The sequence below is a fragment of the Floridaenema fluviatile BLCC-F154 genome, from assembly GCF_041929135.1.
Lineage (GTDB): Bacteria > Cyanobacteriota > Cyanobacteriia > Cyanobacteriales > Aerosakkonemataceae > Floridanema > Floridanema fluviatile.
This window is the reverse complement of the sequence record NZ_JBHFNS010000084.1, coordinates 96,787-111,245: the sequence shown is the minus strand read 5'-3', so window position 1 is coordinate 111,245 and position 14,459 is coordinate 96,787. Positions and strand designations below refer to the sequence as shown.

The following is a 14,459-nucleotide window of genomic DNA, read 5'->3' as shown; positions in this document are numbered from 1 at the left end:
GGTATTCTCAAGCTGGGAAGATATAATTTTACAGTTCTGTCTTGCGAATCGCTGCCTTCATTATTCCGCAGAAAAGGTGTCTCAACCCACTGAAGCCTAAGCTTTCTGGCTCTCAATGGATGGTCAACTCCAACCCAGGAAGGGCACCTTACTTATCGTTTAGTACTGTTAGTGGAGGAGTGGCTTGCTGATGTCTAATCGTCTATCGACAGGAATTCCGGGACTAAGCGAAGTTCTTTGCGGTGGCTATGTTCCCGGTCGTGCTTACCTGGTTCGAGGAGGACCCGGCACTGGCAAAACAACCTTGGGACTGCACTTTTTAGCGTCAGGAGCCGCCAACGGCGAATCCGTTTTGTTCATTACGCTGGCAGAAACGGTTGCCCAACTCCGAAGAACGGCTGAAGGATTGAAGTTTGCCACTCAGGGCATCACTTTTCTTGACCTTAGCCCCACTTCCGAGTTTTTTGCTCAGGTACAGACCTACGATATTTTCTCACCTGCTGAGGTCGAGCGCGAACCGACGACCCAGCGCATTGTCGAGCAAGTTGAAGCCCTGAAGCCGCAGCGGATTTTCATTGACTCGATGACGCAGTTTCGCTACCTAGCTACAGATCCCTTCCAGTTTCGCAAGCAAGTTCTGTCGTTTCTGCGATTTTTGACAGAGCAAGACATCACAGTTCTGTTTACCTCAGAACATAGCGTTGAAGCGCCCGACGATGATTTACAGTTCATGAGTGATGGAGTACTCAATTTAGACTTTAATAAGGGCGATCGCACCCTATCGGTTTCCAAGTTTCGCGGGAGTAGTTTTCGGGATGGCGACCACAGTTTCCGCCTCACCAGTAACGGAATGCAGCTGTTTCCAAAATTAGTACCCCAAGTATCTGAACAACTGCTGAGTACGGAAGCGATTTCCTCTGGGATTCCAGAAATTGACGAACTGCTACATGGTGGGATTGAGCGTAGTACGATTACGATCGTCAGTGGACCGAGCGGCGTGGGAAAAAGTACTCTGGGGCTTCAGTTTCTCAAAGAGGCAGCCGGAAGGGGAGAGCGATCGGTGATTTACACCTTTGAGGAAAACAAGGAAACGCTGTTGCACCGTGCTGAAGGAGTCAATGTTCCAGTTCGTGCGATGCAAGAGCGCGGCACCCTGTCGATCGTGCAAATCGAACCGCTCCACTACACCCCAGACGAATTTGCCAGCCTCGTGCGACAGGAAGTAGAACACCAGCAGGCGCAGATTGTTATGATCGATAGCGTGTCTGGCTATCAACTCTCAGTTCGAGGCGAAGACTTAACGCCTCACCTCCATGCCCTCTGTAAGTATCTACAAAACATGGGGGTTGCTGTCCTGCTGATCAACGAAGTTGAATCGATTACGGGAGAATTTCGGGCAACCGAAATTGGCATTAGCTATTTAGCAGACACCATTATCTTTCTGCGCTACCTGGAAATCCGAGGCGAATTGCGACGGGTGATTGGCGTGCTTAAGAAGCGGATGAGCGATTTTGAGAAAAACCTGCGCGAATTTCAAATCAGCCGCTACGGAATTAAGGTTGGCAGTCCGCTCAATCAGCTTCGAGGCATCCTCACGGGTGTCCCCAAATTGCTAGAAGGTGAGTAAGCGATGAACCGAATCTTGATCTTTGTTGAGCAAACGGAAAATCGCCGCCTCCTGGCAGAGTGGCTTGGACGATATTACGATGTCGTAGTCGGAGAATCTATTGTGCAGGCAAGAAATGCCGTTCCATTGCTCAACGAATCGTTTGACCTGTGCATTCTAGATGGTCCAGCCTTGCATCATTTATGGGAATGGGTACAGGCAAGAAAACATACAGAGCAGCCTGTATTTTTACCTGTCTTGCTGATTACACTTCGGGCGGATGTCAAACTGTTGACGCGACATCTCTGGCAAACCGTTGATGAACTGATTAGCAAACCGATCGAAAAGTTAGAGTTGCAGGCAAGGGTGGAAATGCTGCTGCGATCGCGGCGGCTTTCCCTTGAGCTTCAAGCTGCACTGGAGCAAGAACGCGAACTCAAAGAACTAAAAACTCGTTTTGTCTCAATGGTTTCTCATGAATTTCGCAATCCGCTCAATATCATTTTTGGATTTACTCGCCTGTTAGAGCAGCACGACTTGCCATCCGAACGACGAGCCGACTTTTCCCAACGGATTCTAAAAGCGGTTAAATCCATGACGGCTTTACTCGATGACGTTTTGGCGTTTGGCAAAGTGGAAGCGAGTGTATTGACTGGTAATGCTGCGCTGATGGCGATCGGGCCGTTCTGCCACAATTTGGTTGAAGAAATTAAAGTCGGCATCGGAAGCAATCACATAATTCAGATCGACTGTGAAGAAGAATGCTTTACGGCTTGCGTCAATGAAGCACTACTGCGACAGATCCTAACGAATCTACTCTCTAACGCGATCAAATATTCAGCCCCCCACAGCACCGTTTGGCTTAAATTGCAGTGTCAAGCAGGGGTGGCAATCCTTCAAGTGCAGGATGAGGGCATTGGCATTTCCCCAGCCGATCGAGCCCGGTTGTTTGAATCTTTCTACCGTGCGAGCAATGTTGGTAATATTCCGGGAACTGGCTTAGGGTTGGCAATTGTGAAACAGGTGATTGAGCAAGCGGGTGGAACGATCGCAGTGACCAGTGAGGTCAATGTTGGGACAACGTTCACCGTAACTTTGCCGCTCAACCAATATAGCAACCGCCAAGGCGGATAAACCACCTGGTAGGGAGTTAGGGGAAGCTTCAGGGGCAGAGGATGCGCCTTCTGCCTTCTGTCTTCAAAAAGCCTTCTGCGTTTCTTTAAACTAGTTGAGCAATGTTGTTAACTACATAATTAGCAACTGCTTGACCTGTAGTTACTGCATCTTCAACAGCTTCGCGGACGTGAACGCCACCGTACAAGCGACTAATAGCATCTTCATATCCAGCTTGATTAAAACTGCTAAAAGAGCGAGTAACACCAATTAATTCTTGAGAAACGGCAGTAAATGCGTAATTATCACCGAAAAAGTTGGTCATTACTTCACCAAAAGCACCGCCAAAAGTGGAGTGACCGGAGATAAAATCAGGGAAGGGAGGAGTGGGTAAAAGTGACTCCCATTCTCGATCGGCAATAGTCTCCGCAATACCATCTGTTTCTGCCATTGGCGCGACATATTCCCCAGTTATTGGATCGGTCCAACCTGCGATCGCATCATCTGGTCTAGGCTGATTGTAAGTGTACTTAGCATCCCAAGCAGTAATTGCCGAATCAGCGAATGCTACACTTAACTGCAAGAACAAACGGGCATTATCAGAAATCGTATTTCCCTCGCGCACAGCTGCTTCTTGGGCAATTTGAATTAACTGTCCGTAAGGGCGGAAGGTGTCGGCGCGATCGTAAGCCCAAAACTGAACTAACTCCGTTTGGTCAGCGGTACGATTTACTGTTGTAACAGCAGTATTTTCCTTCGCCCCCAAAACTCGCACTTCTTCCAAATCTTGGGCATAAATATCGCTGTGATATAAACCGTCAAAGATAGGTGCAAAAGTATCGCTGTCAGGAACAGCAAAGGGAACAGCATCCTCGCCATATCCCGCACCCAGAGCATATCTATTCGGTACATCAACGTGCCAAACATAGTCGCCCACATTAGCAGTGTAAGGATAACCCAAATCTGGGTCAGCGACACTCAGCGCCGTTGCTTGGGGAGAAATCATTACTGCTTGAGCGATCGATCGCCCAAAATTTGCCCCAGTAGTTTTCTCTAATGCAGTGCCAGAAGCCTCAGCCAGAGAGCGTTCCAGTTGGGCGTTAATCTGATCCGCTTCTGCTGGATACAACAAACCTAGCACGTAATGTGCCGCCCCAGCTACGGCAGCTTCTAAAGATGCGCCAGTAGGTGCAATTTGATTGACTAAATAAGGAACGTGAGTTTGAGTAAAGGCATTTACGGTATCATAAATCGCCGCACTCATCAAAGCAGCGGCGCGTGTACCTTCCGGGGGTGCCGAGCCCACAGGATCGCCTGATTCGGGATCTTCTTGCACAGCATTTAAGAAAGTTGACATCCAATCAATTACTACATCTGTTCCCGGTGCAGAAACGTGCTGACTAACTGTTTGATTCCCGCTACTTTGGAATAAGGGATCGACTTCTGCGATCAGGTGATATCCTCCAGGGGAGACAACAGAAGTTAGGTTTTCATAGGGAATTTCAAAAGTAGTTGATTGTCCAGGGAGCAAGTTAACATTTTGGGTAAGTGTGGCTAATAGACCATCATTTTTTAAGTCTTCTTGTCCGTCAACTAAGGTGGTGGGAGTTGCGCGATCGATCGTTTCATCTGTAGAAATCACCAAGTTAACTGTTACAGGTCGATTAACCGTATTAGTTCCTTGATTAGTAACAGTAACTCTTGCTATCCCATTCGCACCAAAATCAATAGTTTCAGGCAAATCAATACTATCAAACCCTACTTGTAAAATATCTTCCGTTCCTGAGTATTTGATTTGCTGCACTAAGAAATCAGAACTGTCACTGAAACCAAACTGATTAGTAGGCTGAGTACTATTAGGACTTTCATAAGGTCTAGCTTCAAATCGCAATTCATCAAAGTTGCCAGTTACTCTGAATTTAAAATCCCCCCCAACTCCATCATCAGCAGTAAATCTGACCCCTAATTGAGAATTATTAATTGCAGATTGATTGCTGCTTTGGGTAGTTTCATTAACCATCCGCAAGCCTGTGATATCAACTTCTTGACCATTTTTAAAAGCCCGCAAAAATCCAACTTCATTCCCCCATTTTTCCGCATTTTTCGGAGTAAATGCGCTCAAATCAATAAAGGCACTAGTAATACTTTTATTGGGAGTCCATTTATAAGTTAGCTTTTGTGATTCCCCAGTATTAGGGTTATAGTTAATTTCCGCCCGAATTTTGCTAGTGTCAGTGTACCAACCTGCATAAGAAGCTGCCACACCCATACCATTTATGTGACCAAAACTTTGCCAGCTATTGTTATCCAAGGTGAGATTATTTAAGGGAGTTGGGTCGAAATAGTTGGTTTTTAACCCGTTAAAATCATTACTGAAAATCTCGATTCCTTGGTTTTGCGCTGCTGTCAACCATTCACTTTTGAAAGCACTTAATCCTGTAGCTTCGTTTGTGTATGCAAAATTCCGCCCTAAACTACCAGAAATAGGGTTAGCCATGTTTCTTCCTTGTGTGAATTAGTTATGAAAGTTAGCAAAGAGAATTGAGAAATAGCGGATTTGCTCATGTTGCTTCCGCCGTTTCTTATCTGTTTAAATTTGTTTGTAATTGGAGATGCCTGCGTATTTTTATCTCTATAGGGAAGGTCGATCCGGAAAATTTTATACTGAAATTCTCTAGTTAGTAATTGTTTACAAAAAAAGAGTGCAATCAAGCACTCTTAAGCTGTATTTTGTTTTAGAATATCCACCCGATCGCGAACTGAAATTGTCCGAATAAGGTTTAGCCACTACATTTTTCACTCTCCCCACCTCTCCATCCTCTGCGATTCAATTATGATAAATCTGGATGAATAAACACTTGCAGAAACAGCCGTGAAAGCAGTATTAATGACAACAGCAGGAGAACCCGAAGTCCTACAACTTCAGGAACTCCCAGATCCTAAAATTGAAAAAGATACAGAAATTCTCGTGCGACTCCACGCCGCAGGAGTCAATCCTATTGATACCAAACTGCGGAAACGAGGAACCTTTTACCCAGACCAAATGCCTGCTATTTTAGGTTGTGATGGTGCAGGAGTAATCGAAGCAGTCGGTAGCGGGGTGGAAAAATTCCGAGTAGGGGATGAAGTATACTTTTGTTGTGGCGGACTCGGAACCAAACAGGGGAATTACGCCGAAAAAGTCGTTGTCGATGAGAAATTCATTGCTTATAAACCAAAAACCCTGAGTTTTGCCGAAGCAGCAGCCGCACCTTTAGTTATTATTACAGCTTGGGAATCATTGTACGATCGCGGACGCTTAGAAGCCGGAAGAAAAGTCTTAATTCATGCAGGTGCAGGTGGAGTGGGGCACGTAGCCATACAACTAGCAAAATTACAAGGCGCAGAAGTTTGCACCACCGTTAGCACTCAAGAAAAAGCCGATTTTGTTCGTCAACTAGGCGCAGATCGATCGATCTTTTACAAACAAACCGATTTTGCCCAAGCCGCCTTAGACTGGACAGAAGGAGAAGGAGTAGATCTCGCCTTTGACACTGTTGGCGGCGAAATTTTCTTTAAAACCGTCCCCGCAGTCAAAGTTTACGGAGATCTCGTCACCATTTTAGAACCCGATACCACCCAAGGAAACTTAAAAACTGCCAGATTACGTAATTTGCGAATCAGCTTAGAACTAATGCTGACACCGATGCTGCAAGGCTTAATCGAAGATCAACGACATCAAGCCAAGATATTAACAGAATCAGCCCGATTAATTGAGCAAGGTCAGCTAAAAATTCATGTTAGTCAAACCTTTCCCTTAGCCGAAGCTGCTGCGGCTCATCGCTTGCTAGAATCCGGTTCTGTCACAGGTAAATTAGTGTTACTGATTGACAATTAGGATTTTGATTTTAGATTTGCGATTTTAGATTCTCAAGTGAAATCTAAAATCGGCAATCTAAAATCTTAAATGGTTAAGCTAACTTTGCTTCCAAAGACTTGAGGAATTCGGTATTAACACCAGATTCACGAGTCAGAGAAATTTTCCCAGTGCGAGCAATTTCCCGAATCCCGAATTTTTGTAATACTTGGACGATCGCCACCATTTTACCAGGATCGCCCACCACTTCTATAGTCAACGAATCTTCCGAAACATCCACCACTCGCGCCCGGAAAATTTGCGCCAACTCAATCACTTCCGAACGAGTGCTTGCAGTAGCATTGACCTTTATTAACATCAATTCTCGTTCTACACAAGGAACCTCAGTCACATTCTGAACTTTCAGGACATTGATTAACTTGTAGAGTTGTTTAGTCAACTGTTCAATTACTCGATCGTCCCCTGGCACTACCATCGTAATCCGAGAAATGCCCATTTGTTCCGCAGGTCCCACAGCCAGACTTTCGATATTAAAACCCCGGCGGGCGAATAAACCTGCAATCCGAGATAATACCCCGGCTTCATCTTCAACTAAAACAGAAAGTGTGTGTTTCATTATCGGTAATAAATCCTTCAGCGCAGGGCAGCTTTTGCTGCGGATAGCACGATGCACTGACCGTAACACCGAACTTTCTGCTAATCCAGACATCGCAAAAGCAGCTTTAGTAATAATTACTATATTACTGCCACTGTTGGGCTACAAAAATTACTTAAGCATCTTTTATTGATTCTAGAGGAATTCTTTTAATTTTCGATTTTCAACAAACCCTACAATCGCGAAATATTTCTAGAGATTCATGCCATCAAGTGGCAAAAGTTGTTTAATTGAGTATTGTTCATGTTAATTGCTATTGGAGGAAAATTCTCATGGGTTGGTTCGATCGAATATTTGGATTCGGGAAACCCGACAATGCTCAGACAAACCCAGAACCGACTGGAACTGATGACCAGGGGAACGCCATCCCACCAGAACGGGTAGGATTGAATGGTGAGTATGACCAAAGCGGTTTAGCCAAAAGGGTCGCTCTTGCTTTCGATGAAGATCCTAGCCTAGATGATATCAGCACTCTTTGGGTAGCTCAAACTGGCGGAACTGTAGTTTTGAAAGGATCGGTTCCCAGTGAAGATATTCTAAATAAGGTGGTATCAATTGCTGGTGGGATTAATGGTGCCACATCAGTAGATACAGATCAAGTTACTGTTGGTTAAGCATTTTTTGGTTCTTTGTCAAAGATGATGAATGCCTAAGAGTGTTTAACCACTAGTTGCTGAGGTGTCACAGAGAATTGATTTGTGGCTATCTGCCATGAATCGATCCAGTCGAGGATAATTTGGTTAACTTGCTCTGGGCATTCATCATGGGGGCAATGTCCAGCATTTTCGATTTCCATTACTTGCAGGTTGGAATTGTATTGGGTGAAGTGCTGGGCTAAATTTTTGGGAACCATGCGGTCTTGTGCGCCCCACAATAACAACAGGGGAATGCTTAAACCGGGAAGTAAGGATTTGACGCTGGGGTTAAATCCCGAAGTGGTCATGGCTTTGAGGATAGCGCAAAAAGCTTGTACTGAGCCGCGGTCTTGGGCTGGCCCGGTGAGAATGTCTACTAATTCGTCGGTGACAGCTTCTGGATTAGAATAAGCGAGTCCCGCCCAACTTTTGACTCGCTTGGGATGTCGGACCCAATAAAAGAGAGTTTTTAACAGGAGTGGGGATAGGACTAGATTTTTGATGCTGGCTACTAGCGATCGCAACTGCTGCGGAATCATCTCTTCTTCCAAAGAAGGATCTGGTAAACTCATCATGACCACACCTGCAACCATCTGGGGATATGTAGCCGCTGCCGTTAAAGCTACCAAAGAACCGATCGAATTACCCACCAAAACCACAGGTTGACGGATAAAAGTTTGCCAAAAATCATAAACTTGCTCTACCCAAAGCCGAACATTGTAGCTTGCAGAAGCTTTTTCCGAAGCCCCAAAACCTAGCATATCCAGGGCATAAACCGGATGAGCTTGACTAAATACATTTAAATTTTGCCGCCAATGCCCGATCGAAGTCCCAAAACCATGCAACAAAATTAATGGTGTAGCATTGACGGCTGGCTGTGGAGAACGAATATAAGTATAGCGAGTTTGCCAACCTCGCCAAACCCAATCTCTCTGACTTCCTATTCTTTGCTGCCAATGCAGGGAACTTGTCACACTAACCTCTGCTGCAAAAAGATTTACAAAACTGACCCTTGAATTTCATTGTAGTCTTTGTTTCCAGCAATAGCAGGAGGACACAGGAGAGTCAAATTCAAAACTCCAAACTTCCCGACCTCCCCACCTCAGCCTTCAAGAGAGCCAAAACAGGCAAATGGAAATTGACACTCTCCCGTTAAGCTAACGCTTTACGGTGTGATTCTTGTTTCTTAGAACAACGCTTTTTAGCAGGATTGCTAACGAGTCTTACTTGCTCTCCACAAGCTTGAAATTCGGTATGCCCTACCGTATTTGTTGAGAGAATCTTGATGCCTTCTTCCCGCAAATTCCTCGCTGCATTCTCATCCCTGTCATGATGGGTTTGACATACTGGACAAACCCATTCTCTGTCTTTTAAGGTGAGAGAATCGTTCTTATACTTGCAGCAATGACAAAGTTTGGTACTGGGGAAGAACCTGTCAAGTTCCACAAGAATTCCGCCAACTCTTTTCAGTTTGTAGCCTAAGAAATTAACCAGCGTTCCAAATCCAGCATCCAATACGGATTTAGCTAATTTGGTTCGTGCTAGTCCTTTTACACAAAGGTTTTCTACTACAACAGTTTGATTTTCACTGACTAACTGATGGGAGAGTTTATGAAGGAAGTCTTGTCTAGTATTTGCGATTTTCTGATGAACCTTGGCTACTCTCTTAACCTGTTTTTTCCGGTTACTAGAGCCAAGCTTTTTCCGAGATAAAGATTTCTGTCTACGCCTTAATCTTTTGGCGTATTTCCTGGTAGGTTTGATAGGGTCAACTTTATAAGTTGTTTCCCCATCAAACACCGTAACTAGGGAATTAAGACCTAGATCGATTCCTGAAATCTTTCCCTCTTTATTAACTGGGACATCTTCAACTTCCAATAAAATAGCGGCAAAATATTTATCCGTACTGTCCTTTGAGACAGTCACAGACTTTATTTTGCCGCTTATCTTTTTAGAGATTACTGCTTTTACAATTCCCAGTTTAGGGAGTTGGATACCATTACCTTTGATTGAGCAACCTGCTGGGTATCTCAACGATTGCTTCTTGTGTCTACTTTTGAACTTCGGGAATTTAGCCCGATGTTCAAAGAAGTTCTTAAATGCTGCTTCTAGGTTTTTAAGCGATTGCTGCAATGCCGAAGATGACGCATCTTTTAACCATAAGAACTCTTCTTGCTTCTTTAGTTGCGTCAAATCTTTCGCCATGTCGCAATAGCTTAATCCTTTTCCCGTTTCTTGATATTGAGTGTTGCTTTTATTTAGGTAGTAATTCCCAACGAATCGACAGCAACCAAAGTTTTGGATTAGGGCTGTTTGCTGCTCTTTATTTGGGTATAGTCTTACTTTCAAAGCTGTTAACATCACTCTATTAATCCGGGAATTAGTAATAGTATAGCTTGGGAAAATGTCAGCGTCAAATTATATTGATTCGCTACGCTCAGTCTGAGTCCTTGGTCGCAATTCATCTCCCGCTAACCCTGTCGGGTGTAACGGGAGATGAATTGCGACATTGAGATAAAATTAAGAATAAGCCTAAAAAAAGTCGGCTCAGTAGAATCGTAAAGACAAGCTGGTAGATGATTTTGTCTGTAATCTTAGATAACTGCCGCTTGTAGGCTCAATTGAGTTGTTAGTTAACTTGATACCCAAGTAAATGACAGTAATCGAAAAAAGACGCACGAACAATCAACCTCAAATCAACGAACGGATTCGATTTCCCAAAATTCGGGTAATTGATACCGATGGTGGTCAACTAGGGATCATAACTCCTAGAGAAGCAATGGCTCTGGCTAACGAAAAAGAACTAGACCTAGTTTTAGTTAGTGATAAGGCAGACCCCCCAGTTTGTCGCATCATGGACTACGGCAAATTCAAGTTCGAGCAGGAGAAAAAAGCGCGAGAAGCCCGCAAAAAGCAGCACACTGCGGAAATCAAAGAAGTAAAAATGCACTACAACATTGACAACCATGACTATAACGTGAGAATAGCTCATGCCAAACGCTTTTTAAATGATGGCAACAAAGTAAAAGCTACCGTCATGTTCCGCGGTCGAGAAATTCAGCACAGCAATTTAGCCGAAAACTTACTCAACCGCATGGCTTCAGATTTGCAGGAATTTGCAGAAGTGCAGCAAGCGCCCAAAAAAGAAGGACGCAACATGATGTTACTGTTAGCCCCGAAAAAGTAGGGTAGGGGACTGGGGACTGGGGACTGGGGAAAGTTCTGAGTTATCTCCCTTGCTCCCCTGTCCCCCTGCTTTTCCTCAATCATCGGCCAGAAAGTCAGTCGTCGTGATACTCTCGTATTATTGTGGTGCAATCATCGGCAAAAATTGTCACACTAGACATTGCCGGGAATTTTTGCCATGAGTATCAACAATAATGAATTGTTGATGGTTCATTGTTCATTGGTCTGGTAGGAAATGGTGATGAACTGTGAATCGCTTAACAGGGTGGCTAAATTTAGCAGGTGTGCAGTATCGATTCGGAGATTCAGATGACGCTGAAAAATCCGTTGTTTAATAGCCGTGGATGGGGACGGATATTGCTGCAAGGGCTGAATCTTCGTGCTGAAGAAAGCGAACGTACCTTGCTGATGTTTGCCGTTTACACTACCACTTCGGTAGGTCTTTTGTGGTTAGAGGCGACGACGGTAGCTCTGTTTTTAGAACAGTATGGCTCGGATAAGTTGCCTTGGATTTACATGGCTAGTGCGGTGATGGGTTCAGGTTTGGGAATTCTTTCTACCTGGATGCAAAGGGTTTTACCGTTGCGGCGGTTTGTGGTTTTAATTGGGTTAATTTCGGCTGTTCCTTTGTTGCTGTTTCGCTTAGGTTTGGAGGTTGGTTCTTTAGGTTGGTTGACGATATTTGTCTTACCGCTTTGGGTAGATGGGGGTTATTCTCTTAATCATTTAACTACTTCATTAACAGCTAATCAGTTATTTAATATTCGAGAAATTAAACGGACTTTTCCTTTAATTAGTAGCGGTGTTTTAGTAGCAGATGTTTTGAGTGGGTTTTCCTTGCCACTTTTATTAAAAGTTGTAGGTTTAAATAATGTAATTTTGGTATCAGCAGGAATGTTGGTGCTGGGTGCGGGAATATTATTTTATTTGAGCCAACGTTATAAACAGGCGTTTCCTGATGCTCCTTATCGAGATTTACAGGATGAGCAATCGGATTATACTAATCGTCGATTGAAGGGGCCTTTACAGGAATATGCGATTTATTTATTTGGGTTTTTTATCATTTCACAAATTTTGCTGTTGTTAATTGATTTTCAGTATTTAACGCAGTTGGAATTAAAGTTTGATGTGAAACAAATTGCGAGTTTTTTGGGGTTATTTAGTGGAATTGTCGGGATTTTTGAACTGATTACGCAATGGTTTGTTTCGAGCCGGGTGATTGAACGGATGGGGGTGTTTATCACTGCTATGTTACCTGGTGCGGTGTTAAGTGTGCTGGGTTTACTGCCGCTGACTGGGTTGTTACAATTATTTATTGGGATAATTGTTTTAAAGTTTGCTGATGAGTTGTTGCGCTACACTTTTGTTGCTAGTACGGCTTCGGTATTGTTTCAACCAATTCCTGATAATTTCCGGGGAAATGTGGAGACGAAGGCGCGTGGTATAGCTGAACCTGTGGCAACTGGGTTGACGGGAGTGGGGATTTTATCGGTTATTTGGGTGTTGAATTGGGTGGGTAATGGGAATGGGGAAACCGATCGGGTAAGTCTGCTAAGTTGGTTAATTGTTTTAGGAATTGTATTGTTTGCTTTGGTTTGGTTGCTGATTGTTTGGTTGTTGCGATCGCGTTACTTAGACCTACTAGTTTTAAGTGCCCAAAGAGGACAGTTAAGTGGAGTTGGAGAGGTCGATTTACGCATCCTAAAACGAGCAGTAGTTGAAGCTTTAGAAGGGACAACTTCGGAAGCAGATAAACGTTCTTGTATTGAGTTGCTGACGCAAATTGACCCGGAAAATGTGGGAGATGTGTTGGCACCATTACTAAAAGTGTTACCGCCAGCTTTGCAGTACCAAAGTTTGGAAAGTATGCTGATTGCTCCTAATATTAATTATTTACCTCATGTTCGGGCTTTGATTGGGGATGAAGTTGGAGTTAGGGAAGAAAATTTTTCTGCCAACTCCCAACCCTCAACCCCTAAAAGTCTTCAGCCGGAAGTGCTAGCGTTGGCGTTGCGCTATGTGTGGTTGACTGAGCCTAATCCAGATTTACGGGCATTAAAACTTTATCTCGATCCTGATGTCGATCCGGTGGTGCGGGGAACGGCGGCGGCTTTGTTGCTGCGGTTGGGAAATACGGTGCAAAAGGCTGAGGCGACTTCGGCTTTACGACGAATGCTGACTCATCCTGAAGAGGAAGAACGGGTAATGGGTTGTCGGGCGTTGGGTGATGCGGTATATTTACAGGCGCTAAGGGTGAATATTCCGGGTTTGTTACAGGATAAGTCTTTGCGGGTAAGGCGGGCTTTGTTGGAGGCTATAGCAGCTACTCATTTAGAAGAGTATTATCCTTTCCTGCTCCGAGGTTTGGAGTATAAATCAAGTAGAGATGCGGCGATTCGGGCTTTGGAAAGGTTGGAAAATGAAGCGATTCCAATGGTGCTGAATTTAGCAACTAATGTTCAAAAACCAGATTTAATTAGAAGATATGCCTGGGATGTGTTGGGGAGAATTGAAACTAAAGAAGCAGAGAGTGTGTTGGTAGCTAATTTGATGACGGCTTGGGGAAAGACGCGCCGACATATTCTGCAAATTTTGGTGAAATTGCCCCAAGAGGCGGGAATTGAGGCGGTTCTCGATCGCTTAGGTAGGAGTGGTGTGGAAGCATTAATTGGTCAAGAATTAATGTTTATTGGTCAAATTTATGCTGCTATGGTAGATCTGAAAGCAGCAATGTTAGAAGTTCCAGAAGTTGATTTAATTCTTCAGGCAATGAAAGGGGATCTGGCTGATGCGGCTGAAAGGTGTTTTTTGTTAATGAAGTTCCTTTATTCTCCAGATACTATCCAGGCAGCGGCTTTTAATTTCCGATCGGGTTCTCCATCAGATATGGCAAGGGGGTTAGAAATATTAGATCAAACTGTTGATATTTTCAGTAAACGAGAGTTATTAACTGTTTTAGAAAAGCATCCAGAGGAAGAAAAACTACGGAATCTGACAGGTATAATAGCTTATCAACCTTTGGAGGCACGCGATCGCATCCGGCGATTGCTATCTTTGAGGCACTTTTTGTCAGATTGGTCTTTAGCTTGTTGTTTCCATTTAGCCAGATCTCTGCGCTGGAATCTTACGGCTGAACCAACTTTAGCTTGTCTGCGTCATCCCACTGGTTTTGTGCGAGAAGCGGCAATTGCTTACCTGAGAGTAGCTTCCCCGCGTGCTTTGTCTGAACTACTTCCGAAGCTAAAACAAGATCCCGATCGCTTGGTAGCTGCTCAAGTGCAGCAGATAATGGCAGAGTTAGGTAATAGGTAATAGGCATCTACCTACTACCCACTACCCTTGGGGATTTTTGATTTTTGACTTTCGATTTTTGATTAAGGAATTAACTTCAAGGTAGATTCATTAATC

At 44.1% G+C, this 14,459-nt stretch carries 10 protein-coding genes; 6 read left to right on the top strand and 4 right to left on the bottom strand.

From position 1 onward, the window contains the following. Positions 1-187 precede the first annotated feature (187 nt). Positions 188-1,627: an ATPase domain-containing protein gene (locus tag ACE1B6_RS23110; protein WP_459563086.1), complete on the top strand. Its 1,440-nt coding sequence runs from the start codon at positions 188-190 to the stop codon at positions 1,625-1,627. Between the two features lie 126 nt (positions 1,628-1,753). Next, positions 1,754-2,740, top strand: a complete 987-nt coding sequence (locus ACE1B6_RS23105; RefSeq protein WP_413259626.1) for a hybrid sensor histidine kinase/response regulator — start codon at positions 1,754-1,756, stop codon at positions 2,738-2,740. 85 nt (positions 2,741-2,825) lie between these two features. On the opposite strand, the gene ACE1B6_RS23100 is transcribed toward ACE1B6_RS23105, so the two are convergent. After that, positions 2,826-5,216, bottom strand: coding sequence for a vanadium-dependent haloperoxidase (locus ACE1B6_RS23100; RefSeq protein ID WP_413259625.1), 2,391 nt, complete (start codon positions 5,214-5,216; stop codon positions 2,826-2,828). Positions 5,217-5,591: 375 nt separating this feature from the next. Here ACE1B6_RS23100 and ACE1B6_RS23095 point away from each other — a divergent pair, with 375 nt between their 5' ends. After that, positions 5,592-6,596 carry a zinc-dependent alcohol dehydrogenase family protein gene (locus tag ACE1B6_RS23095; protein WP_413259624.1) on the top strand — a complete coding sequence of 335 codons (1,005 nt, stop codon included), beginning with the start codon at positions 5,592-5,594 and terminating at the stop codon, positions 6,594-6,596. 73 nt (positions 6,597-6,669) lie between these two features. Here the strand turns inward: ACE1B6_RS23095 and ilvN are convergent, their stop codons facing one another. Continuing rightward, entirely contained in the window at positions 6,670-7,191 is a 522-nt protein-coding gene (gene ilvN, locus ACE1B6_RS23090; RefSeq protein WP_413259623.1) for an acetolactate synthase small subunit, read from the bottom strand. Between the two features lie 311 nt (positions 7,192-7,502). On the opposite strand from ilvN, the gene ACE1B6_RS23085 reads away from it, so the two are divergent. Next, positions 7,503-7,844 (top strand): BON domain-containing protein, encoded by a 342-nt coding sequence (locus tag ACE1B6_RS23085; RefSeq protein ID WP_413259622.1) that lies wholly within the window; start codon positions 7,503-7,505, stop codon positions 7,842-7,844. A gap of 35 nt (positions 7,845-7,879) precedes the next feature. On the opposite strand, the gene ACE1B6_RS23080 is transcribed toward ACE1B6_RS23085, so the two are convergent. Both ACE1B6_RS23080 and ACE1B6_RS23075 read right to left on the bottom strand, forming a co-directional pair. Next, on the bottom strand, positions 7,880-8,839 hold the full coding sequence (locus tag ACE1B6_RS23080) for an alpha/beta fold hydrolase (RefSeq protein ID WP_413259621.1): 960 nt from the start codon (positions 8,837-8,839) through the stop codon (positions 7,880-7,882). Positions 8,840-9,017: 178 nt separating this feature from the next. Continuing rightward, positions 9,018-10,226, bottom strand: coding sequence for an RNA-guided endonuclease InsQ/TnpB family protein (locus ACE1B6_RS23075; protein WP_413259696.1), 1,209 nt, complete (start codon positions 10,224-10,226; stop codon positions 9,018-9,020). A gap of 292 nt (positions 10,227-10,518) precedes the next feature. Here ACE1B6_RS23075 and infC point away from each other — a divergent pair, with 292 nt between their 5' ends. Both infC and ACE1B6_RS23065 read left to right on the top strand, forming a co-directional pair. Then, entirely contained in the window at positions 10,519-11,052 is a 534-nt protein-coding gene (gene infC, locus ACE1B6_RS23070; RefSeq protein WP_413259620.1) for a translation initiation factor IF-3, read from the top strand. Positions 11,053-11,360: 308 nt separating this feature from the next. After that, the gene (locus tag ACE1B6_RS23065; protein WP_413259619.1) at positions 11,361-14,363 is read left to right on the top strand and encodes an MFS transporter; all 3,003 of its coding nucleotides are present in this window, start codon (positions 11,361-11,363) and stop codon (positions 14,361-14,363) included. The last annotated feature ends 96 nt before the right edge of the window (positions 14,364-14,459 follow it).

Excerpts from the sequence above, each read along its gene's own strand:
- infC (WP_413259620.1), top strand. The coding sequence starts at position 10,519 with ATGACAGTAATCGAAAAAAGACGCACGAACAATCAACCTCAAATCAAC.
- ACE1B6_RS23085 (WP_413259622.1), top strand. The coding sequence starts at position 7,503 with ATGGGTTGGTTCGATCGAATATTTGGATTCGGGAAACCCGACAATGCT.
- ilvN (WP_413259623.1), bottom strand. The coding sequence starts at position 7,191 with ATGAAACACACACTTTCTGTTTTAGTTGAAGATGAAGCCGGGGTATTA.
- ACE1B6_RS23075 (WP_413259696.1), bottom strand. The coding sequence starts at position 10,226 with ATGTTAACAGCTTTGAAAGTAAGACTATACCCAAATAAAGAGCAGCAA.
- ACE1B6_RS23065 (WP_413259619.1), top strand. The coding sequence starts at position 11,361 with ATGACGCTGAAAAATCCGTTGTTTAATAGCCGTGGATGGGGACGGATA.
- ACE1B6_RS23100 (WP_413259625.1), bottom strand. The coding sequence starts at position 5,216 with ATGGCTAACCCTATTTCTGGTAGTTTAGGGCGGAATTTTGCATACACA.